This window comes from Propionispira arboris (assembly GCF_900109225.1).
In the GTDB taxonomy this organism is placed as follows: Bacteria; Bacillota; Negativicutes; order Selenomonadales; family Selenomonadaceae; genus Propionispira; species Propionispira arboris.
This window is the reverse complement of sequence record NZ_FNZK01000004.1, coordinates 50,173-74,456: the sequence shown is the minus strand read 5'-3', so window position 1 is coordinate 74,456 and position 24,284 is coordinate 50,173. Positions and strand designations below refer to the sequence as shown.

The 24,284-nt window shown below is 38.3% G+C and carries 20 protein-coding genes and 1 pseudogene; 2 read left to right on the top strand and 19 right to left on the bottom strand.

Features of this window, described 5'->3' with window-relative positions; translation table 11 throughout:
- Positions 1-164 precede the first annotated feature (164 nt).
- The 7 genes from BMY14_RS05190 to BMY14_RS05160 form a co-directional block, all read right to left on the bottom strand.
- Positions 165-638 carry a helix-turn-helix domain-containing protein gene (locus BMY14_RS05190; RefSeq protein ID WP_091829823.1) on the bottom strand — a complete coding sequence of 158 codons (474 nt, stop codon included), beginning with the start codon at positions 636-638 and terminating at the stop codon, positions 165-167.
- Positions 639-832: 194 nt separating this feature from the next.
- Positions 833-3,877 (bottom strand): efflux RND transporter permease subunit, encoded by a 3,045-nt coding sequence (locus tag BMY14_RS05185; protein WP_091829821.1) that lies wholly within the window; start codon positions 3,875-3,877, stop codon positions 833-835.
- Positions 3,874-4,962 carry an efflux RND transporter periplasmic adaptor subunit gene (locus BMY14_RS05180; protein ID WP_091829819.1) on the bottom strand — a complete coding sequence of 363 codons (1,089 nt, stop codon included), beginning with the start codon at positions 4,960-4,962 and terminating at the stop codon, positions 3,874-3,876. The genes BMY14_RS05185 and BMY14_RS05180 overlap by 4 nt, the downstream gene beginning before the upstream one ends.
- 201 nt (positions 4,963-5,163) lie before the next feature.
- Positions 5,164-5,808, bottom strand: coding sequence for a TetR/AcrR family transcriptional regulator (locus tag BMY14_RS05175; protein WP_177177486.1), 645 nt, complete (start codon positions 5,806-5,808; stop codon positions 5,164-5,166).
- Positions 5,809-6,033: 225 nt separating this feature from the next.
- A complete protein-coding gene (pstA, locus tag BMY14_RS05170) occupies positions 6,034-6,897 on the bottom strand; it encodes a phosphate ABC transporter permease PstA (protein WP_091829815.1) in 864 nt (287 codons plus the stop codon).
- Positions 6,898-7,785: a phosphate ABC transporter permease subunit PstC gene (gene pstC / locus BMY14_RS05165; RefSeq protein WP_091829813.1), complete on the bottom strand. Its 888-nt coding sequence runs from the start codon at positions 7,783-7,785 to the stop codon at positions 6,898-6,900. It lies immediately after the preceding gene.
- A gap of 24 nt (positions 7,786-7,809) precedes the next feature.
- Complete coding sequence (locus BMY14_RS05160) at positions 7,810-8,688, bottom strand: phosphate ABC transporter substrate-binding protein (protein ID WP_091829811.1); 879 nt, start codon at positions 8,686-8,688, stop codon at positions 7,810-7,812.
- 175 nt (positions 8,689-8,863) lie between these two features.
- On the opposite strand from BMY14_RS05160, the gene BMY14_RS05155 reads away from it, so the two are divergent.
- Positions 8,864-10,645, top strand: coding sequence for an ATP-binding protein (locus BMY14_RS05155; protein WP_091829809.1), 1,782 nt, complete (start codon positions 8,864-8,866; stop codon positions 10,643-10,645).
- A gap of 56 nt (positions 10,646-10,701) precedes the next feature.
- On the opposite strand, the gene phoU is transcribed toward BMY14_RS05155, so the two are convergent.
- The 5 genes from phoU to BMY14_RS05130 all read right to left on the bottom strand — a co-directional run bounded on the left by phoU (position 10,702) and on the right by BMY14_RS05130 (position 16,476).
- Positions 10,702-11,373 carry a phosphate signaling complex protein PhoU gene (phoU, locus tag BMY14_RS05150; RefSeq protein ID WP_245542077.1) on the bottom strand — a complete coding sequence of 224 codons (672 nt, stop codon included), beginning with the start codon at positions 11,371-11,373 and terminating at the stop codon, positions 10,702-10,704.
- Between the two features lie 26 nt (positions 11,374-11,399).
- Positions 11,400-12,155 carry a phosphate ABC transporter ATP-binding protein PstB gene (gene pstB / locus BMY14_RS05145; protein ID WP_019552466.1) on the bottom strand — a complete coding sequence of 252 codons (756 nt, stop codon included), beginning with the start codon at positions 12,153-12,155 and terminating at the stop codon, positions 11,400-11,402.
- Between the two features lie 142 nt (positions 12,156-12,297).
- On the bottom strand, positions 12,298-12,993 hold the full coding sequence (locus tag BMY14_RS05140; protein ID WP_019552467.1) for a winged helix-turn-helix domain-containing protein: 696 nt from the start codon (positions 12,991-12,993) through the stop codon (positions 12,298-12,300).
- Positions 12,994-13,007: 14 nt separating this feature from the next.
- Positions 13,008-15,329 carry a bifunctional diguanylate cyclase/phosphodiesterase gene (locus tag BMY14_RS05135; protein ID WP_091829807.1) on the bottom strand — a complete coding sequence of 774 codons (2,322 nt, stop codon included), beginning with the start codon at positions 15,327-15,329 and terminating at the stop codon, positions 13,008-13,010.
- Between the two features lie 235 nt (positions 15,330-15,564).
- Entirely contained in the window at positions 15,565-16,476 is a 912-nt protein-coding gene (locus BMY14_RS05130) for a LysR family transcriptional regulator (protein ID WP_019552469.1), read from the bottom strand.
- Positions 16,477-16,764: 288 nt separating this feature from the next.
- On the opposite strand from BMY14_RS05130, the gene BMY14_RS05125 reads away from it, so the two are divergent.
- On the top strand, positions 16,765-18,810 hold the full coding sequence (locus BMY14_RS05125; RefSeq protein WP_177177485.1) for a methyl-accepting chemotaxis protein: 2,046 nt from the start codon (positions 16,765-16,767) through the stop codon (positions 18,808-18,810).
- A gap of 184 nt (positions 18,811-18,994) precedes the next feature.
- On the opposite strand, the gene trxA is transcribed toward BMY14_RS05125, so the two are convergent.
- The 7 genes and pseudogenes from trxA to BMY14_RS05090 form a co-directional block, all read right to left on the bottom strand.
- A complete protein-coding gene (gene trxA, locus BMY14_RS05120) occupies positions 18,995-19,312 on the bottom strand; it encodes a thioredoxin (protein ID WP_091829803.1) in 318 nt (105 codons plus the stop codon).
- A 13-nt stretch (positions 19,313-19,325) separates the two neighbouring features.
- The gene (locus tag BMY14_RS05115; protein ID WP_091829801.1) at positions 19,326-20,186 is read right to left on the bottom strand and encodes an NAD(P)/FAD-dependent oxidoreductase; all 861 of its coding nucleotides are present in this window, start codon (positions 20,184-20,186) and stop codon (positions 19,326-19,328) included.
- Positions 20,187-20,394: 208 nt separating this feature from the next.
- Positions 20,395-21,138: an ABC transporter permease gene (locus BMY14_RS05110; RefSeq protein ID WP_091829799.1), complete on the bottom strand. Its 744-nt coding sequence runs from the start codon at positions 21,136-21,138 to the stop codon at positions 20,395-20,397.
- Positions 21,138-21,890, bottom strand: a complete 753-nt coding sequence (locus BMY14_RS05105) for an ABC transporter ATP-binding protein (protein WP_091829797.1) — start codon at positions 21,888-21,890, stop codon at positions 21,138-21,140. Before BMY14_RS05105 ends, BMY14_RS05110 begins: the two co-directional genes overlap by 1 nt.
- Before the next feature lie 4 nt (positions 21,891-21,894).
- Positions 21,895-22,835, bottom strand: a pseudogene (locus tag BMY14_RS05100) (ABC transporter substrate-binding protein).
- 181 nt (positions 22,836-23,016) lie between these two features.
- Positions 23,017-23,886: a hypothetical protein gene (locus tag BMY14_RS05095; protein ID WP_091829795.1), complete on the bottom strand. Its 870-nt coding sequence runs from the start codon at positions 23,884-23,886 to the stop codon at positions 23,017-23,019.
- Positions 23,879-24,280: a DUF3783 domain-containing protein gene (locus tag BMY14_RS05090; protein WP_091829793.1), complete on the bottom strand. Its 402-nt coding sequence runs from the start codon at positions 24,278-24,280 to the stop codon at positions 23,879-23,881. The genes BMY14_RS05095 and BMY14_RS05090 overlap by 8 nt, the downstream gene beginning before the upstream one ends.
- Positions 24,281-24,284 lie beyond the last annotated feature (4 nt).

Below are 24,284 nucleotides of genomic sequence, written 5' to 3'. Positions count from 1 at the left end.
AAAAAGAAGTCTGTTGCTCGACTAACTTTTGTCTAATGCAACAGACTTCTTTTTATGTGATTCATATTTCCATTCATTGCCTAGCTATATTCAACATGGCCTATACATAATAAATTTCAACGTAAATTAAACAATACTGCTGCACGACAAAATAAAATCTGTCATTATTTTTCTTTATCTGCATTTACAAGCACATACGTTGGATACTTATAATAAAATCCCAGTCGCGCTAGAAGTGCTGTTATTCCGCGAATCGAATATGCATAACCATATTCTCGCTTAATATATTTGGCAAGCAATCCCGCTGTCCAATTAAAATCATCAGAAATTTCAACATCAAAAGGATGTTGCTTTAGCATCACCGCTTTCACTGTATTTCTTGCTTCGAGTGTAAGTCGTACGGGTCTTCCTGATATTTTTTTATCCGGTATAGCAGAAAGTCCTGCAATCTGATACTTTTTATGTAGATTACATATCGTATTTACTGTTATCCCTGTCTGATTTGCTATATCTCGAATGGTTAAACCAGAGAAATATAGATAGAGCGCTTTATATCTTTTAAAAACTCTTACTATCTTTTCATTCTCCATAGCATCTTTTATTTCAGCTAATGCTTCTACGGATATTTTTCTTCTCACTTCTGACGACATCCTTTTCAAAATCTTTATGGATACTAGATAGGTATTAACAAATTTTTATGACAATCGCCAGGACTAGAATATAGGGTTGATTGACTTTTCTGATGAAGCAAACGATACCCTATATCACCATCCTGACAGACTGATAGGCTAGATGCAATATTGTACAAAAATTTTAATATGCTTTATACATTTTATTTTTTAATTTTGTAACAAATCGCATACATTGTTGGTAAAACAAGCAAGGTAAGAATGGTAGCTATTAAGAGCCCACTGGCTATAGCTACTGCCATTGGTCCCCAAAAAGTACTTTTCATGAGTGGAATCATTCCTAAAATAGCTGCGGCTGCGGTTAGCATGATTGGGCGAAAACGCAATACAGCTGAATCGATCACGGCATCCCAAGGATCTTCGCCTTCGGCAAGATGCTTTTTTATCTGGTCAATTAATATTACAGAATTTCTTATGATCATACCGCTAAGTGCTAAAATCCCTAATTGCGCGACAAATCCCATGGATTTGTCGGTTATCAACATTCCAAATCCTACTCCGATCAAGCCTAATGGTGCCGTGCACAACGTAAGAATCACTAACTTTATATCTCGAAGCTGGAACATTAACAAAGTAATAATCACCAATATCATGATCGGTACAGGTACTGATAAAAATTGAATTGCTTTCTGACTATCCGATAATGCCCCATCCACTTCAATACTGTATCCTAATGGCAATGAATTTCTCAGTTCATTGGTTTCATCATATATTTTTTGTGTGGCATCATTGGCAGTTCCACTTTTTATATCAGCTTGTACCGTTATCGTCGGCTTAAGGTTTCTCCGCCAAATCAGTCCATCTTCTGCTTCAAACGTTATTTTTGCAACTTGCTCCAAAGGAACGTACCCTGCACTTCCTAAGTAAATTGGAATATCTTTTATTTTAGATAGATCTTGTCGATCGTCATTTTTTAATCGTAAATCAATATTGACGGTACGATCTCCCGCATAATATTGAGCTACCGTCATACCGGACAATTCCATATAAAGCATGTTCGATACAGATTGTCCTGTTATTCCCATAGTTCGCAACTTATCTTGATCCAATATTAAATGCAATACTTTGCTTTTTTCATTCCAGTCTAAAGTAACATTTTCATTGTTTGGATCTTGGGAAACAATATTTGAGACTTTTCCAGCAAGCTCACGAACTTTATTTTTATCATATCCAGAAACCCGCAGCATAATTGGATAATCGGCTGGAGGTCCTGTTTGTATGAATTTTAAAGTCGTTCTAACGCTCGGAAACTTTTCCGCTAATTCTTGTTTTATTTTCTTTGTTAAGTCTTCACGAGATTCAACATCTTTCGCTACAATAACAAATTGTGCATAATTATCCGTTGGCAGTTTGGGACTTGTTGTTAATACAAATCTTGGTGCACCTTCGCCTACATAGTATGAATAATTATCAATTTCATTTTTTGTCTCATTTAGAAATTCTGAAAACTGTGCTGAAACATCTTCTGATGCTTTTAACGATGCACCTTCTGGTAACTCCAAAGCAACTAAAATTTCGGGTCGCAATGACGGTGGAAAAAATTCTTGCCGCACAAATTTCAAGGAGAATATTGCTCCAATGAAGCTAAAAATCGTTAATCCAATAACCAATTTACGATGATTCAGACACCATATCAGCATTTTTTTGAAGTAACCGTAAAATACCTTCTCCAAGGAAATTGATTTTTTTTCGTCTTTTTCTTTAACATTTGGAATCCGAATAAGATAATACCCAAATAGTGGTGCAACCATTACCGATATGATCCAAGATAATAATAGTGCAATGGCTATTACCGGAAATAGACTTTTACAAAATTCAGAAGCCATTCCTTTTGAAAAAGCTACCGGAATAAAACCCGCACACGTAATAAGAGTTCCTGTAAGCATCGGTTTCGCGGTTGCGCGAAATGCATAGCAAGCCGCATCAAAACGACTATATCCTTCTTCTAATTTGACACTCATCATTTCGACAGCAATAATCGCATCATCGACAAGTAACCCCAGGGCTATAATTAGTGAGCCCAATGAAATTTTTTGCAAATCAATCCCCAAAAGATACATACCACAAAAAACACCGGCCAATACTAGCGGAATACAGCCAGCTACTACCAAGCCGCTTCTTACACCCAAACTTAAGAAACTAACTACCAATACGATTATAATTGATTCCCTAAGTGTACTTACAAATTCACTGATAGAATCTTTCACAACCGCTGGCTGGTCAGAAACTTTATTAATTTCTATGCCTAATGGGACATCGTCTTTAATTTTTCCGATTAAATCATTTAACCGATCACCTAATGTTAAAATATTGCCACCGGGTTCCATAGAAACGGCTACACCAACGGCTGGCTTGCCATTGAAAAACATTTTAGGATCGGCTGGTTCTGAATATCGCCTTTCAACTTTAGCAATATCCCCCAAGCGTAAAACTTTTCCCCCTGCATTAATTGGCAAATCCTTTATTGCATCAATATCCTTAAATTTTCCGGTTATGCGCAAATAGATATTATCTGATTTCGTTTCTACCATGCCAGTTGGAGTCATTTCATTTTGCGTTTTTATTGCATTGGCAATGATTTCTGGACTAATACCCAATTCGGCAAGTTTGTGATTTTCGACTTCAATATAGACTTTTTCTGTTTGCTCTCCCAAAAGACTTATTTTTTGAACGTTAGGAAGAGACAGTAATAGTCTCCGGATTTTTTCGGCATTTTTTCTTAAATCTTCATAAGAATAGCCTTCACCTGTAACTGCATAAATTGAACCATATACATCATCGAAACGATCATTATAATAAGGACCATAAACACCTTCTGGAAGATTTCCTTTTTCATCTTCACAAAGATTTCTTACTTCTTGCCAGCGCTGCCTTATTTTCTCATTATCCACATCTTGACGAAGATTTACATAGATAACTGTTGAACCCGCACTGGAATAGCTTTTCACATAATCCAGTCCCACTGTATCTTGTATTTTTTTCTCCAATTTATCCGTAACTTGTTCTTCCATTTGTTGCGCACTTGCTCCAGGCCAACTAGCAGAAACTATCATTTGACGTATCGTAAATGGCGGATCTTCCATTCGCCCCAGCTGTACATAAGACACAATCCCGGCAATAAACGTAATAATAATAAAATACCATACTAAATCTTTATTTTTTAATGCGATTTCCGTTAAATTTTTCATGATAGGTTATCATCCTCAAAAATTTTTACTTTTTCTCCATCGTGCAATTTATTTACACCAGCCGTTACGATTACATCGCCAATAGAAATGCCTTTTATTTTCACTTGATTCTCGCCAAGATTTTCAGCTTCTACCGTCCTTAAACTCACGGTGTTATCATCATTAACAACCCAAACGGATAATTTATCACCAGTCTGATAAATTGCTGTCATGGGCACTGTAGCACCAATTTCATTTGTTGTTGCACCTTCATCGCTAGTATTGACACTAGCCGTCATTCCCAATTGTAATTGATCGGGGATTTGCGGAATTGATATTCTTATTTTATAGGTACGCGCTGTTGCATCCGCCATCGGTGAAATTTCTCTTACACTACCATTCACTTGAGTCTTATCTAATGCCCAAAAAGATACATTTACGGGTGTACCAAGCCGCATATACTTCAACCGATTTTCTGGTACATTAATTTCAACCTCCAGATCACCAGTTTCCACTAACTTTAGAACTGTTTGTCCCGCTGACACAACTTGCCCAGCTTCTACGTTGATAGCAGAAACCACACTATCATTATCTGCTCTCAGTTCCGTATAGGATAAAGAATTTTTACCTTGTTCACCTGCTGCCACAGCTTCTTGATAAGCAGCAACTGCCGCATCATAGTTCGCTTGATACTGATCTATTGTCGAAGCAGAAACAGCCGCTTGTTCATAAAGTGCTTGATAGCGCTGCAAATTAGCCTGTGCTAAAACCAGCTGGGCATGAGCACTATTTACTTTGGCAGTATTCTGATTCACTTGCTGCACAATATCTTTAGGATCAATGATCATGAGCAAATCGCCTGCATGTACTTTGTCTCCCACTTGAACTTTTCGAGCTAAAACTTTTCCTGTCACTTGAAAAGACATTTCTTTTTCATATCTTCCTCTTACATTTCCTGGATACGTTGACATATTGATGCTACTATCACCTGATATCTTCTGTATTTGTACCAATGGTTCAGTTTGCGTAATTTCCTCTTTTTTTCCACAACCTGCAACAAGCATAAATAAACTTAAAACAAGGATTGTTATAATATATTTTTTCATATAAAAGCCTCCAGCTCAAAAAGATTCCAGAATTTAATAAAATTACTTGAGCATGCTCAAATTCTTAATCAGATTATACTATCTCGATTAAATAGTTGTCAACCTTTATCAATAAAAAATGTACCCTATGGGATAGATAAATTTTGCTTGTCTATCCCATAGGGTACATTTTTTATTCTAATAACTTGCTTATTCTAAAAATCATTTATCGGGAAACAATGCTATTTCATTATCATTCATTCCCGACAAAATAAATAAACTTCTTTCTATAAAACTCTCTCTTGCTTTTTTTTCAACACTAAAGGAAGACAATATCATATCTAAAAGTACCGATACTTTTTTTTCAAAATTAATATGTTTATTATAATGACCTTCCGCAATAAATCCATACATGCAGCCAAGTATAGCTAACGAACGAATATAATGTTCTTCCTTCGTCAGTTGCGGTGAATATTCTTGAAAAGATTTTTCACTCTGCTCAATCAAAATAGGTAACAATCGCTCCATAATTAACCAAGACCGATACGCTTCTGTGTAAAGATCAGCGATTCGGGGGTCTTTATCAACGATTTTTAAAGTCAAGGCAATTCGCAAAGAAAAATGCATGACAAGATTTTCCTCTTCACTTAAAAGTTGCTCGGCTCGTTTGGTAATTTCATCAAATGCATCAACCAAAATATATTTTAAAATATCATCTTTATTTTTAAAATAATGATAGAGTGTGCCATTTCTTATATTAGCTTCACTAATGATCTGGCGAGTTGTCGTTGCTTTAAAACCATTTTTCACAAAAAGAGAAACCGCTATTTTTATTATTTTTTCCATAACATCTTTCAATTTAAACACCTCTATAACTTCTGTATTTATGATCTACTCCACCGCTGCAAGTTAATTTTCCGCTAAATAATCAACTATATATGGCTATTATATAGTTTTTTCTTTGTATCTTTGTATTTTATCACATTTTGACAAATATATATATTCATTGTCATTCGCCTACTCTATAAATGGACGGCAAAAAATGCATGGTGTGAATCAAGTGATTCACACCATGCATTTTATATTAGGACATTATAGATGTTTTACAACACCCATGCGTTTTTGTAAGATTTTCAACGGTATCATAAATAAGATGTTAAAACATAAGATTGTTATGATCAGTAACGCACCTATGCCATCCGCAATCGTAACCCGATCCGGTACAAGCCCGGTTGACATCAAATACCACATATGCACGGCCAAAGTTTCACCAGCGGCAAAAAAATTCGTATCAGCCTGGTAGCGTGAAACTGTTGTGCCTGCCGTGAAGATCAAAATAGCCGTTTCTCCCAAGGCTCTGCCAGCCGTTAAAGTAATGCCTGTTATGATTCCTGGCAATGCACTTGGTAAAATAACTTTCCAGATTGTCTGGAGTTTCGTTGCTCCAAGAGCAAGACTGGCCTCACCGTAAGCTTTCGGTACCGTGCGGATTGATTCTTCCGTTACCCGCACAAGTACCGGCAAATTTAAAAGAACCAAAGTCAACGCCCCGCTAATAATACTGAAGCCAAATCCTAGAAAATTAACAAAAATAATCATCCCGAAAAGCCCCAGCACAATTGACGGTACGGTAGCCAAACTTTCCGTGCTAAGTCGAACAATTTTCGTCAAGCGTGTTTCTCTGGCATATTCAGCTAAATAGATACCCGCACCAATTGCTAGTGGAATTGAAATTGCCAAAGACAAAAAGAGTAAATAAAAAGAGTTGAACAGTTGCGGTCCGACACCGCCACCGGCCTGAATATCACTTGGTTTGCCAAACATAAAGTCAAACGACAGCACTGGTAACCCTCTATAGAGAATATACCCCAGGAAAAAGATTAAGATTCCTAAAATCATAAACCCGACAAGCCACATAACAGCTGTAGCTACTGAGTTCGTCAATTTTGCATTCATTTATGCATACCTCCTTGAGCCCAGTCGCCGAATCAGCAAAATCATGCCAAGAGATATGACAAGCAGCACTAAAGCCATGAGAAATAATGAATTGCCCCAAACGGACCCAAATGGTGTGTTCCCCATCTCAACGACAATATTGCTGGTAAGAGTTGATGTTGGTGAAAAAAGTGTCGCGGCAACCATAGGGGTATTACCAATCAACATCTGTACCGCCATGGTCTCGCCAATTGCCCTGGCCATAGCTAAGATAATTGCCGTGAGGATTCCCGGCAAGGCTGCTGGAACCAGCACATGAAACATAGTCTGCCATCGCGTTGCGCCGAGTGCCAATGAAGCTTCTTCCATCATCGACGGCACAGAGCAAATTGCATCTTCACTAATACTGATAATGGTCGGTAAAATCATGACGGCCAGTACAATAGCAGCCGCCAGCACACCAAACCCTGATTTTACATGAAAGACTTCTCGTAAAAACGGCACCAACAAGGTAAGCCCAATATAACCGTACACAATCGATGGTATCGCTACATATAATTCAGTAGCTGGACGCATGATTTCCCTAAGCCAGTTTGGTGCTATCTTCGCCATAAATAAAGCCCCTAAGAGTCCTAATGGAGCGCCGATCAGAACCGCCAGTATGGTAACAAGAAGTGACCCTACAATAAAACTAAGTGCGCCAAACTGATGTCCCATGGGATTCCATTTACTTGTGAAGAAAAACTCGAATGGACTCACTTGGCTAAACGTCATCAAACCTTGTTTGCCGACAAAGAATATGATGGAGAAAATTATCAGTGCCATCAAACACGCACTGGCAATAAATAGATATTTAACATACCGATCATAACTGAGTCTTCGCTTGTGATTCTGATCTTTGCTGTACATTATAACATCCCTTCTAGCTGTTTGTTACTTTTTCAATTTATTAATTGCAATAAAGCCCAGCTTCTCTACTTGTGCATTTTGGAATTCATCGCTCATTACATAGTCAATAAATGCTTTGACTGCGCCTGTAGCTTCACCCTTTGTATACATATGTCCATACCCATAAATTGGATATTTTCCATCAATTATTGCCTGTACTGAATATTTAACGCCATTGTAGTTCAACACTTTAACTGTGTCATCTGCATATGGTGCATCTACATAACCAATAGCTCCTGGTGTGGTTGCAATCGCTGTTCTTAAAGCACCATTTGAATCTTGAATAACTGCTTTATCGGTAAATTCAGCACCTTTTAGCACAACTTCCGCAATGGTTGCACGAGATCCTGAAGATTTCGCCCGATGAATCAAAGTAATTTCTTGATCGGCACCGCCAACTTCTTTCCAGTTTGTAATTTTCCCTGTCATAATATCAATAACTTGCTGCGAAGATAAGTTATCCACTTTTACATCTTTATTCGTTATAAATACAAAAGGTTCAACAACAACTTTATGATCGACAAGACCTTTATCTTTATAGTCTGCAGGAAGATCAACATCCGAGTTACCAATTTGTACAGCACCTTCTGCCACTTGGTTCATACCTGTGAAGGAACCACCGCCAGCGATATTTACAGTTACTTTCTCATGTTTCTTTTGAAATTCTTCCTGTGCTGGTTTCAAAAGTGGTAAAAGTGCGGTCGAGCCTGATGCACTAATTTGTCCAGTAAGGACTGCATTATCCTTATCAGCACCAGATGTGCTCGCTGCTTTATCTCCACCGCCGCATCCAGCCGTCATAACAGCTCCAATCAGTAAAGCTGCTGCCATTGTAAGTAATTTGCTCTTTTTAAATGAAATCATTATTCCATTCCCTCCTGAATATCTTTTATATCTTTCCCTTCCTATATTCTAGCGTAGAGACTCCGTTTTGATGTTAAGGGTTTGTTAAGAAATTGTTAAAACCGCTATACAAAAAAAACGCTTATGTTACAATAAAATTGATATTAGGAATACCCACACAGAAAGAAGGTCCTTTATGCTAAAATCAAAAATCAGCCGCCGTTTGATTTTTTCATTTCTGCTCATTACAATTACATCCTTATCATTACTTGGAATGTACCTCTTGCAATTTTTTTATAATGAAAATCTCAAAACAAAAACTGAAAATCTCATCATAAATGCTCGAACGATTGAAGTTTCGCTTGAAGATGCACTTTATAACCCGGCAAAGCAAGATTATGTAAACAATGAAATTCATAAGATCAGCGATGCCACAAATCTTCGCATTACCATTATCAATGTAAATGGCCAGGTGATCGCCGATTCGTGGGAACAGACGGAAGAATTAGATAATCATCTCTTACGCCAAGAAGTACAAGATGCCCTCCATAAAAAATATGGTACGTCAATCCGTTATAGCGACACCATCAAAGAAAACATGCTCTATGCGGCAATGCCAGTTTATCAAAACGATGAACTAGTCGGTATTGTAAGAACCGCTTCTACTTTATATCCGATTGAAAACTCATATAAACATATTCGGAATACCATTTTTACAGCACTTTGTATTACAATCATTCTGGCCGTCCTATCTGGTTTTATTCTTGCTTATCGACAAATAAAACCCATTCGGCAAATGATTGAAGATGCCCAAAAAATTGCCGATGGTGATTTAGACAGGCGTATCTATATCTATACCAACGATGAATTAGAAGTTCTTGCCCAAACCATCAATAAACTCACTACCAATTTGGAAGAAAAAATTAGCGAAGCCGATGCTGAGACGCGTAAATTATCTTTGATTTTAGAAAATATGGATAACGGTGTCATGCTGCTTGACACCCAAGGTAATATTACAACAGCCAACCAGCGTGCACGTGATCTCTTTCGACTCACCCCGGATTTAATGAAAAAACAAAGTATTAACGCCATCGGCAGCACCCTTCTCAGTGAAACAGCAAAAGAAGTCCTCAAAACGATGTCGACAAAATCCATCGCCTTTAAAATCAACATCAATCATACAAAAAAGACATTTGATGTATTTTTCGCCCCGATTATAAACAGCGACAATACTGTAATCAGCATTCTCAGTGTATTTCATGATATTTCTGTTTTGCAGGAAATGTCAACCCGTCAGACTGAATTTGTAGCAAATGCATCCCATGAGCTTGCTACACCTCTGACATCCATTTGCGGCTTTTCCGAAACACTTTTAAGCGGTGCTTTAAAAGACCCTGTACTTTGTGAAAAATTCATTACCATCATCCATACCGAATCTGAACGAATGGATCGTTTGATAAAAGATTTATTGCAGCTTGCCAAACTAGATAGTAAAGAATACCGTCAGCAAATCAAAATTGAAAGTGTCGATCTGAAAGAAGTATGCCTGGCTGTTAAGCTAAAGCTGCAAGCTCAAATTGATAGAAAAGCACAAAATCTTCAACTAAATCTTCCCATAGAGCCAGTTATCGTTCAGGCAAATACCGACTGGATCATGCAATTATTGATGAACCTGACTGAAAATGCGATTAAGTATACACCAGAACAAGGACAAATAACCCTCACTTGCACACTCGATCAGAATAAAGTTTTTGTAAAGGTTAAAGACAATGGGCTGGGGATTGCCCCCGAAGACCTGCCTTTCATTTTTGAACGCTTTTATCGGGCTGATAAATCTCGCATCCGACTTGATTCAAGCGGGGGGTCTGGTATAGGTCTCTCACTGGTACGATTTATCGTTGAATTATTCGGCGGTCACATCTTTGTCGAAAGCCAGCTCAAAGTTGGCACCAGTTTTACGTTTTATCTACCGAAATAAAAAAAATAAAAGCCAATCCTAATTCGCAGCCAGCGAGTTAGGATTGGCTTTTCTGCTTATTTTTCAGGTTTTCGAATACGTTCCGCTGTTTCTAAATAAATGACCCATTCAGCAATATTCGTTGCATGGTCACCGATACGTTCAATATAACGAGCCACAAAAATCAATTGAGTTGCTTGTTTTACTTTTACAGCATCATCGCCAACAAATTGCGACAATTCATGAAAGGTTCGAGCAAACAATAAATCGATTTCATCATCCATCTGGCAAACTTCTTCCGCCAATTTAAGATCGGCTGTCTGGTAAGCCCGAATGGCCAGCTCAGTCATCCGTCTGGCACTTTCTGCCATTTTGGGAATATCAATCAATTTTTTAACAAAAGGTACTCCCTCTAATTCCAAAACTGTCTTTGCTATATCATAGGCATGATCACCGATCCGCTCCAAGTCTGTAGAAATTTTGAAACCTGTAGCAATGACCCGCAGATCCCTGGCGATCGGCTGTTGTTTTGCAATGAGCAGCATGCAGCGATCTTCGATACCAATCGTCATCTCATCAATGATATCGTCTTCCTTCATGACTTTTTCCGCCAGCTCTTTATCCATACCAAGCAAGGCCTGCATCGCTAATCCTAAAGCAACATCGACAGCCTGCCCCATCTCCGTTACCTTTTGCTGCAAGAGATCCAATTCTTCAATATAACCTTGCCGTGTAACTCTAACCATCATTTCTACCCCCTTAGTCTTTTCAGAAATCAACCAAAACGACCCGTAATATAATCTTCTGTTTTTTTATTCGCTGGTTTTGTGAAAATCACATTTGTCAGATCATGTTCAATCAATTCACCATTTAAGAAAAAACCCGTATAATCGGAAACACGGGCCGCCTGCTGCATATTATGCGTAACCATGACTATTGTATATTTTGCTTTTAATTCAGCCACTAATTCTTCAATTTTCATAGTCGAAATCGGATCAAGTGCTGAACATGGTTCATCCATCAGAAGTACTTCTGGTTCAACAGCAAGGACTCTGGCAATACAAAGTCTCTGTTGCTGCCCCCCGGACATCCCCATAGCCGATGCCGAAAGGCGATTTTTCACTTCTTCCCAAAGAGCAGCTCCTTTAAGACTGCGTTCGACAATTTCATCAATCAACACTTTGTTGGTTATCCCATGAATTCGGGGACCATACGCAATATTATCATAAATTGACATAGGAAATGGATTGGGGCGCTGGAAAACCATACCAACGCGTTTTCTAAGATACACGACATCTGTATCTGGTTGATATATGTTAACACCGTCGAGTGAAACTTCTCCTTCAATCCGCACGTGTTCAATTAAATCATTCATCCGATTCAGTGTTTTCAAAAATGTTGATTTACCGCAGCCAGATGGACCAATCAGTGCCACAACTGAATGTGGGTTCACGACAAGCGATACATTTTTTAGTGCCTGTGATTCACCGTAATATAAGTTCAGCTTCTTCACCTGCATTTTATAATCCATAATCATTTCCTCCAGTCAAAAAACTCGCTATAGGAAATATACCATACCACTAAATACAGGTTGTTAAGCAAATGTTAAGTTTTTGTAAACAAAAACAAGGTATAGACAAATTTAAACTGTCTATACCTTGTTTGACTGATGTTTATTTATCTTTCATGGCAAAACGATAGCCCACACCGCGCACGGTTTCAATCGCATCACTTATTTTGGGAACTTCGGCAAGTTTGGCCCGAAGATGACGAATATGAACATCTACCGTACGTGTATCACCATAATATTCATAGCCCCAAATTTTCTCTAACAGTTCATCCCGTGAATATGCTTTCCCAATATTTGTTAAAAACAACTTTAATAATTCGTATTCTTTCGGTGTCAGAGCCAAAAGTTCTTGATTCAAAAATACTTCGTAACTCGAAAAATTGATTCTGAGTGGTCCGACAATCAGCTCACTATTCGGTAAATCATCTCGATTGCTGCGGCGCAGTACGGCTTTAACCCGCGCAATCAATTCCCGCATGCCAAATGGTTTGGTCATGTAATCATCAGCGCCAAGTTCCAGTCCTAAGACCTTGTCGATTTCATCCGACTTAGCAGTAAGCATAATCACGGGGATTCGTGCCGTCTTATTTTGACTTTTTAGCTTGCGGCAGACTTCAAATCCATCCAACCCCGGAATCATTAGATCCAATAAAATTAAATCCACTTTTTCTTCTGCAGCCAGCAATGCACTAACCCCATCAGCGGCTGTCAAGACTAAATAACCGGCATTCTTCAAATTATATAAGAGCAGTTCACGAATGGATATATCATCATCCACAACTAAAATTGTCTGCTGCATTTTCTTCACTCCATTCAACTGCTTTGCTTACGAAACGAATCAAATTCTTCCATAGCCATTGGTTTTGCATATAAGAAACCTTGTGCAATATCACAAGAAATCCCCCGCAAAAATTCAGCTTGCTCCTGGGTTTCTACCCCTTCACAAACAATTTCCATTCCCAGTTTTCGGGCCATTTCTACAACCTGAGCAATAATAATTTGGCTTCGTTCTGAATTAGCTGTCTCATCCAGAAACACCTTGTCAATTTTCAGCGTATCTACCGGTAATTCTTTTAGCAAATTCAAAGATGAATACCCTGAACCAAAATCATCCATTGAAATAGATACTCCAAGCCCATGCATCTCTTTCATCATTTGAATCAAACGGGAAGTATTATCAAAAAACATACTTTCCGTTAATTCCATTTCAATAAATTTAGCTGGAATATTATATTTTTTCAGTACGCCTGCCAGTCGTTCCATATAAAAAGGCTGATTAATATGAACACGCGACTGATTGACCGAAATGGGTATCGGCAAAAGTCCATTATCAAGCCATTCTCTGATTTTCTTACAAACCTCTTCCAAAATATAAAAATCGATTTCAATAATAAAACCATTTTTCTCTAGAATCGGCACAAATTCATCAGGCCTCATAAAGCCTTTCACGGGTGAAATCCATCGTACTAAAGCTTCTGCACCAACAATTTCCAGTGTTTTTAAATTAAACTTAGGTTGTAAATAAGCCTTAAATTCACCATTTTTCAGAGCACCTTTCATCATTGCTTCCATTTCATTTTGATGTACAAATGTCTGCATCAGTGCATCATCATAACAATGCAGAGATTCCACTGCATTATCCCGTCCCGCTTTTTGGGCTAAATTTGCCTTATCAATCATCGACATGATGGCTGATTTCAGGGGACGTTTTTCTGCCTCATACAGGTTGATCAGTGGTTCATCAATATTAGCTTGACAATCCGTTTTCTGTGGTGGTATCAGATAAGCTCCTGCGGTAATATGAAGTGAAATATTCATATGTATTGACTCATATAAATGGTCCTGCATATAAGATTTAACCATCGCATGATATCGAGTGAATTTTTTATCGTCCAGCTCATATAAAAGGATAAATTTATCACCTGAAACACGAGCACAGGCTTCTCGGTCGTTCATCTTACGTTTAATCACATGAGCCAATGAAATCAATATTTTATCGCCAGCAGGATATCCGTAGGTCTCATTAATATATTTGAAATTTTGAATATCCAACGAAACAAGCGCATACTGATCTACGGCATATTTTCCCAAGAGCTGCGCTGCTCGAACCCGAAATCGATTTACATTATCGATGCCTGTCAACGAATCAATATAGGCTAATTTTTCAATACCACGCTGTGCTTTATCTCGTATGTAAAGGATATATAATGCCATCCCCATAAGGCAAGTGACAATCAATCCACATAAAACCATCGTCTTCATTAAAGACTGTTGTCCTTTTGACATTACTGTATTTGTATCAACAAAGGTCAACAAAATCCAATTGTTTATTTCACCACCAACTTTATGATACCCTATGTAAGTTGGAACACCGTTGACCGGACTAAGCACAATACCCGATTTACCAGCTGCCAAATCAGCTTTGATCTTATCCACAAGTACCAAATTCTCATTTGCTGTTACTTCTTCACTCGTCATTCGGTTATATAAATTAAACGATTCATGATCACCGCTGCGACTTGGCGAATTTAAAATCACATTTCCTGCCGCATCCATTATGTAACAAGTTCCATCTTGCGCATAAAAATTATTTAGTAGTTCCGACTCAATGATTCGAACTGATTTTGTCATATTCACCGTACCGACAATCTTTCCATTTAAAACCAGTGGAACGCTGTAAATAATAAATCGCTCATGCGTCAAAGGATCTTGAAACGGTTTGGAAATTGAATATTCCCCAGACATCGCTTCGTTAAAATAAGCTTCCTCCTTAATGTTTTGCCTTATACCATCTGCTGCAATGGTCGTTCCATCGGCTTTGCTGACAGTTAGTTCTTTATAATCATGTTGATTCGAATAAGTACTTAAATAATTTTGGAGTGCTTTTTGATCATTGAAATAATTATTTTTCCCGATCCGTGCCGCACCTTCAACAAGCCGCCTCTGATCGACTTCAATTCGATTTTGAATCATATCCGTCCGCTGCGTAAGCAAAGTGTCAATTTCCTGTGTAAAATTTTGCTGTATTGCTGATCGAACACTACTTACATAATAGATACAAGAAATAATACAGGCAAAAAGTAATACATAAATGATAGTTAAAGCTTGTCTGTTTGCACTGTGTCCTTTAAGCATGTAACCAACAACCCCAAACCAATTTCAATATCATAAAAGAATGCTCATAAAATTTTTACATTCTAATATAATCATTATTATAAGTTCATTTTTTTAATAAGTCCAGCCCTTTCAATGTCAATCTAAAACAAAGAAGACCTCCCGCTCCGTCAAAAATGTACTTTTTTATCAGCAATCGCCAAAAACAAGCGCAATCTCTTGATCAATTTGCAGTTTTGGCAATATTTTTAAATTTTTATACCGAAGTATTATTCAAAAAATTATCGAATTTTTTTGATTTTGTATGTTCCTGAATAAATTCAACAAAGCTCTGACCTGCCTGCGATAAACATTTATCCTGACTCCAGATAAGCGAAATATCAACCAGCATCGGTGGCATAATAGCTACACGAGAAAAAATAGTTTCATTACGTGTAACCAGATCCAATAGCAATGAAATTCCAACTTTATTCGCAATCAACTGCTTGATGGTTTTAAGCTGTGATGTACACAATAAAATATCCGGCGTAAAATCATTTTCAATACACCGTGCATAAATTGCTTTATATTGATAGGTATTGGGCTGCTGTAAAATAAATTTTTCTTTTTTCAGTTGGTCAAAGCTCACTGTTTTTTCATCTTTTAGCCGATGGTCATGATCAACACAAAGACTCATTTGATCCTGCATAATCGTAAGTTTGTGCTGTCCAGCGCGTTCTTCGCCTAAAATAATCCCCAAATCCAGTTCTCCATCATCAATCTTTGTCTGTATTTCAGTTGAATCTCCATACTCAATAACATCCAATTGGATATTCGGATAATCCTGCTTAAAACTTGTAAATAAATTAGGAAATACATAGGCTTCTATCATCGGTGGGACACCTAAATGCACCGTCCCATATTTATTTTTCTGAAAACGCATCATATCTTGTTTCGTTTCATCAATTGCCCAAAGTATCTTATCAACATGAAGTAAAAAAGCTCTTCCTTCCGGAGTCAGCACAACATGTTTTTGGCTTCGGTCAATCAATAGCACTTTCAGTTCTGCTTCTAAGGCTTTAATCGCTTTTGTGACAGACGGTTGTGATACATGCAAGACCTCTGCTGTTCGTGTAAAATTTTCTAATTTACTAATTGTGTGAAAATATTCCAATTGACGGAATTCCACTAAAATCAACCTTCTCCCGCATGTCATTTCTTATATTATTCTATCATAACTTGAATGCATCGTATATGCTTTTCAGCGAAAATCTTTAATTTTCTAGGAAATACAGGACTTTTTGCTCTATAATCACTTATAAATAAAAACCCGATATGCGTCTCAACCTAATATATAACGAATTTTCATTTTATTTCATGTTAAGATTTGGCAAAGAAACGGTTAAGCTTTCGCAAATTACCTTCCGCTCTGAAATAAATCATGCTAACATCAAAAAGAAAACAAGGAGCTGTGATAATGAAAGTTTCAAATTTATATGGAAAATTCCTATCTAAAATAAATTTAAAAAAAAGGCCAAATTTAAGTTATCAAAATTTGAACAAATCATCTTTGCTGACCAAAAGTGCTGTGTATACCATTTTAACCTGTTCAATCCCGATTTTACTAATCGGCCTGCTCTTTACACATGAAATTTCCAACAGTCTAACAGATGCAGCCATTGAGAAAAATAACAAGGTTGCCGAACGAGTTGCCAGTGATGTAGGTTCGTACATACTTAGCAAGCAAAATTTTCTGCTTGCTATAAGCAAGAAAAATGAACTACGCAGCATGGACCCGATTCTTACGAAACAATACCTCGCATCCGTTCAAGCTTTTTATGGAAGCTCTGAACCATTATTTGTTACAGATACGAACGGGCAGCAGATAGCACGCAGTGACACTGCCGCCCCGATCAATATAGCAGACCGACCTTATTTTCAATCAGCCATGCAAGGCACAACAGCATTTTCGGATCCACTACCAAGCAAGGTTACACAAAAATTGACAATAATCGGTACGACACAAATAAAAGGAGATGGCAATAAACCCGTTGGAATTATTGGTGCCACGCTGTCCCTTAATAACCTTCAAACACTCATTGAACAAATTCTATCGCAAAATCCTGGGTATTCAATCGTTTTGCTCGACAAAAACACCATCCCTTTATACAATCAAACAGACTCTGCTTCTGTAGACAATAGAACTTCTCTGCCCGAGCCGATCTATACCGAGGCCGTACAAAAGAAAACCGGCAAGGCTATAAGCAATGTGCGTGGACAAGATTTTCTTGTTTCCTACCGTCCGGTAGAACATACAGACTGGGTCGTTGTATCTTTATATTCTAAAGATGTTGCGCTGGCTGCTGTCAATACACTAATCGAAGAGAGTTTAGGAACTGCACTGCTTTTAACTTGTATTTTTGTTTGTATTGGTCTTTTTGTAACACGTAAAGCACTAGCACCATTAAAGGAGTTACATATTTGTACGGCAATTGCAGCGACTGGTGACTTAACCGTAACATTAGAAAATAAACGACAAGATGAACTGGGTTCCGTAGCGCGTGCTTTTAATATGATGTTGTCCAGTTTACGTGATATTGTCCATAAAGTAAAAGACTCCGCCAGCAAGATGGCTGAATCGGCAAGTCAGGTAGCCTTAAACACAGAACAATCCAGTGATTCAATTCAGCATGTCGCAATCGAACTCCAAAGTGCTGCCAAGCAGATCGAGTCACAAAGCAAGGAAACCGCCTCAGCCCAATCACTGCTGCACGAATTGATGCATTGCAGTGCAGAGGTCTGCGTTACTTCACAAACCGTGGCTGTCGCAACACATGATTGTACAACGATTGCCACACAGGGGCAAGATATCGTAAATCAAAATGTTGAGCAAATACAGCATATGAAAACAATCTTACAAACTACGGTGACCAATGTGACGGATTTAGGCGCAAAAGCGAAAGAAATCAATTCCATTACGGCGATGATTACCACCATTACCAAACAGACCAATCTTTTGGCACTCAATGCAGCAATTGAAGCAGCACGTGCGGGAGAAGCTGGAAAAGGATTCGCCGTAGTTGCGAGCGAAGTCAGAAAATTAGCCGAAGAATCAGCAAGTGCCATCAAAAATATAACAACCATCATCGCTCAGGTGGAAACACAGACAAACGATACAATCAATGGCGTCGAACAGAATTTTTCCTATATCGACAAAAGTACCCAAACTGCATTGCAGCTCGGAAATTCTTTCAAGGAAATCGTCGATGCAGTTTTAAATGCCGAAAAACAAGCCATGGTAATAACAGAGGAAGCAACCCAGCAAAATAGTTTATGTGAGCAAGCCTTGCACAGCGTTGAAAATATCCATATCTTATCACAGCAAAACAGTGAAACCATCAATAACATATCTGCTGCCAGTGAAGAACAAGCTGCATCTGCTGAAGAAGTAACGGCTGCAATCGGTCAATTTGCCGATATGGCACAATCCCTCGAAGAAATGGTTCATCATTTTAAATCCTAATTTTCAATATATATATAAAAGAGTCGGTTGAAAGTGTGTATACACTCAGCCGACTCTTTTTTGTTCTAAGAACGAATTAACGTGCGAGTAAAAAAATCTCCGCAGCGTTATGTAAAACAAGCATGTACCCTCATAATTTTTGCAGATTGATAAAGCATACTAAATTCTGTAATTTGTTATAAGATCACAATGCCTTTTCAATCATAGCTTCATAAACACTGGCCGCAGCTGCACCAATTTCCCGACCTGCCAACTTGCCTTTTTTAAATACAAGTACGGTTGGAATTGACATAATCTGATAATGTTCTGCCAAAGCTCGTTCTACGTCGACATCAACTTTAGCGACAACAGCTTTACCTTCATATTTTTTAGAGATTTCCTCAATGATTGGTGCCAGCATAAGGCAAGGCCCGCACCAAGTTGCCCAAAAATCAACAAGAACAACTTCATTTGCTTGTAATAATTGATCAAAGTCTTTTGTACTCGGATGTATAATCCCCATATCAAAAACCTCCTTATTTCTTCTGATCATCAATATATTTTGACGCTTGTTGTGCTGCAATTAAACCTTCACCAACAGCCTTAGCAATTTGCAACGGCTTACCATTGCAATCACCACAAGCGAAAATACCGGGTATATTCGTTTCCATGTCACGATTCACCGCAAGAAAGCCGTCTTGCAGATTTAGTCCTTTACATAAAGCTGTTGGTACGATTACATTACGCAAAATAAACACCACATCGGTTTCGATTGACGTTTCATTTACCTTAACCGCTTGCACAATGGTTTCACCCTCAATAGCAGTTATGGCACCAGAAATAAACTGAACCGCACCAGCTAAATCAGCTGGGCGCTGCTTCGCTGAGACAAAGGTTACATTCACGCCTATTTGCTGCAAATGGTTTGCTTCTAAGACAGCCTCGTCCGCCAAGCCATACACGATGGCTTTTTTGCCTCGATACATCATGCCGTCACAAGTAGCACAATAACTAACCCCTTGACCCAAAAATTGTTTTTCACCAGGCAAAGCCTTTTGTTTGGCTGCACCAATTGCCAATATCACGGTTTTAGCCTGCACAATCGTCCCATTGAAATTCAGCATAAAATAATTTGAAACTGGTAAAATCGTAATAATTTTCCCTGTTTCAAGCTTGGCCCCCAAAGATTTAGCATGTTGACGAAAAGATTCCATCATTGCAGCCCCATTGACAGCTTCCATTCCTAAATAATTATCAACCCGCGCAGCGCGTTCCAGATAATTATTTTTTGTTGAAAAGACTCGTGTCGATTTACCGCGGGCAATCACATTGATTGCTGCCGATAATCCAGCTGGTCCACCACCGATAATTGCAATATCCGTCATTGTTGACTCCATCGCCCAGCCTCCTTTCAACTTTCAGTTCATTTATAGTAAATTGTAAATATGAATATGATTCATCTTTTTTATTTTACTATATGAGCAGAAAATAGAAAAGTACTATTTTGCTACTCATATTTATTTTTCAATATTTATTTTGAATCTCCTCTAATTGCAATAAAAAAAGCGGAAAGAGTCGCCTCTTTTCCACCTTAGCTTTAGCCTGCTATTTATATTGCCAATGGCAAAGCCGTTTTTCAATCCAATCGATGAAAGCAAATAAAAATAAACCCATCAAACTAAGAACAACAATCCCCGAGTACATCTCCAGATAATTAACCCGGAGCCAGGCATCCATAATAAAATAACCCATACCGTATTGCGTCCCAAATGTTTCGGTAAAAAAGAGTACAGAAATTGCCGTTGCCATTGCTACCCGAATCGCTGTAATAAATTTTGGCATGGAAGCTGGCCAAAGTACTTCAAAAAAAACAGCGCTAAAAGGTGCACCTAAAGAATATAAGGGATAATATGTCTCTTTGGGAATACTGCGAATATTATCTCGAATTGCCACAATAACTTGAAAAACAATAATCAAAAAAATCATGAGTATCTTCGAGAACTCTCCAATACCAAAAAGCAGCATCAAAATTGGCATCAATGCAATTTTAGGAATTGGATACGTAAGGTAAAGCAGCGGTGATAAAAAACGATCCCACTTGGGGAAATACCCCATAATTACACCAAGTGGCAGACCAATTAAAACTGCCAAAAAAAGTCCTGCGGCAATACGCCATAAGCTATACAAACTATGGATTGCAATATATTTCATGAAAATCGCGACCAAATTCACCAATACCAGAAAAGGGGAAGGAACAATGGGCAGCATAATGATTTTAGACAGAATCCACCATAAAGCAAAAAATGTTATGATACCCAGCAAAAACCAAACTGGTTTATGTTTTTCCATTATTTTGACCAATCCTTTTTAATCAGATTTCGAATCGACAGTCCCAGTTCAAAAAATTCTGGTTTTTGACGAATGTTACGGCCGCCAAAGAGTGGATTTTCAATAATCCGACTGATCCGGCCTGGATTTGGCGATAAAATGACAATTTTTTGACCAAGATAGATTGCCTCTTCTACATAATGAGTCACTAAAATCGTTGATACTGCATATTTTTCCCAAATTGATAAAAAAACATCCTGCATTTCTTCACGAGTAATGGCATCCAATGCCGAAAAGGGCTCATCCATCAACAGCAGATCCGGTTTTAATAAAAAAGCTCTAGCTAAACTGACACGCTGCTGCTGCCCGCCGCTAATTTCGCCTGGATAACGCTTGCCGAGTTGTTCTATGCCCAGTTGCTGCCTGATCACTTGCAGCTTCGCATAGTCCACTGTTTTTTGATGCTGTTTAATCTTCATGCCCAAATAAATATTCTCATCAACCGTACGCCACGGCAGCAAACCATAATTTTGCGGAATAAAGCCTATGGCCTGCTTCTTGGGATTTATAGTTTGTCCATCTACTCTGACTTCACCTTCATAATCCGTAATAATCCCAGCCAATACCTTAAGCAAAGTTGACTTACCACACCCGGATGGTCCAATGACTGCACACGTTCCACCGTCAGGAATCGCAAGATTTATACACTCTAATGCAGTATATATTTCCGTTTGCGATTGATATTTAACCGTCAAATCTTGAATCTCAATCATATATTCATTGCACTAAGATATCCGTCACAATATCTTGATAGGTATAGGATTGTTTTATAAGGTCTTTATGATTGAGCCATTGTATGCAGTCTACAACATCTTTTTCAGCTGGAAGACCCGCTTCTCTATAGGTTGGAATCAGTAACGTCTCTTTTGCTGCCGACGGAAAACCACCTTTTTCAATTAGGAGGTCAATATAATTTTCGCGTGCTTGTGTATTAAGATAAACCACGGCTTTGTTGTAGGCCCGGTACATCGCTTGAATTTCCTTTTTTTCCCTTCGATTGCTTTATTCGTAAACAGGATTACCCCCGGATTGATTGCCAATTGGTCTGAACTGCTAAGGGGTTTGCAGCCATTTTGAATAGCAATACCGGCCATGGGCTCAGGCAAAGTTGCAGCGGCCAGTTTACCATTTTGCAGCATTTCAAGACGAGTTGGAATCTGTGGAATAACCACTTTATTTATATCACTGTCCGTCATATGATTGGCCGTTAAAATTTGATCGGTAACATACTCAATAATTGTATTTTTTGATACAGCTACATCTTTCCCTTGTAAAGCAGCAACACTGGCTGCTGTTTCATTGGCTCCGGCAATCAGTTTATAACTGCCATCGGTAGAAGAAGTGACTTTCACATCAAAGCCGCCGGCTTTAGCAAAGGCCACAGCCAGTAAATCAGAAATTGCTCCGTCCAAATTTCCACTTTGCAGAGCACTGTCACGATCCATTGCACTTTTAAATTGTTGTATATTGACCGTGACTCCCTCTTCCTTAAAATAACCTTTTTCTTGTGCAATAATAAATGGCATTGAGTCAACATCTGGCATTAAGCCAATCGTAATTTCCTGTAACGTCGCTTTTTTATCGATGCTGTCCGTTTTGCAGCCACTTGCGGCAAAAGCCAGCATTACAATAAGCATTCCTGCTATAATTTTTTTCACACAAATTACCTCCTTAAAAATAGCCAAACCATAAAATACCTATTTCAATGCATTATATATAGAATGAATTAAAGATTATTAATTAAAATCATCAAAAAGGAACTATAGGGCTAAACAACGTTGCGTAAAGCAAGCGGTGCCCTATAGTCCCTTTACCTTGTATAGAAATAGTATTACTTTTTTATTGCTGCAGCATAGGTTTATATTTATCAATCAACGAATCAACATAATTTTTACCATCTTCTACCACGGCAATCACTTTATCAATTACATCCGAATGTTCAGCATACGCTGCTTGTGCCGACTCTTTCAGCTGCTTTGCCTGATTCGTCATCGTTTTCGTATCTTCTAATGCACTGTCAACGTGTTCAATCATAGACTGTGCCTGATCCAGAGAAGTTTTAATATCATTGGCCTGCTCAACTGCCGTTTGAGCTGCCGCACTTGCTTTTTCCCGGGCGCTTGCCTGTTGTTTATCTTTTCCTGTAATAGTATTCCATAATTTAGTCACACCTGATGACCCATTTTTTTGATTTTCCAGGGCTTGTTCATTTTCAGCCAAAACTCGGGCTTTTTCCGCGGCATCTTTCTGTTTCTGTTCGATTTGGTTTCGCTCTTGTTCCAATTGTGCTTTTTGTCTCTCTAAATCCAATTGTTTTTGTTCTAAAGATTGTACATCCTGCTGTTTTTGCTGAAGAACTTGCTTTTGGTGAATCCGTTCATGTTCCGCAATTTCCCTTTGATCTCCATAATATCGTGCCACAACAAAGCCAATCAATAATGCTAAAACAAAACCGCCGCCCAAAATCCAAGCTATTTTTTTCCGTTTAGCTGAGGTGTTCGAAAAAATCAATGGCATAGATTTATCTTCGGGTGTCGTTGTCTTTTCGAGAGTTTCCACATCAACACGAGGCATAATCTGCGTTGCTTCAAGTGACTGCGGTTTCGTCTGATCCGTTTGCCGCGGTACAATTTGTGTATGTTCTAATAAAGAGGCATCTGGTTCCTGTTTTATTTGATCTTTCATTATATCTCCTTCTTTTTTATTCAAGTTCTGGCTCCTGCTTTAGCATGGCACCATGTTCTTTTTGCATGGTTTCACATAAGCGCTGCAACGACCAAAACATATTAAATGGTGTCACAATCGCTTTGAATTTAATGGGTTCGATTTTTGCTTCTTTGAAAGCAGTAAGCACTTGATCCAATCGTTTTCGGTCACTGTTGCTGAAAACGATAACCTCGTGCGGAAAAACAAATTCGCCTATTTCAGTTTTTATTGCTGCAAAACCTTTTCGCCCGACTAAGTGGCCAACTTTCTGTCCCAGCATTTCATCGCCGATATCTTTCGTTTGAATTTTCAACTGTTTACATATATCTTTAATTTGCTGTAACTTCGTTTGATCCAGAAAATGATAGAGTAAAATCACTTCTTCTTGTTTCTTCATTCGT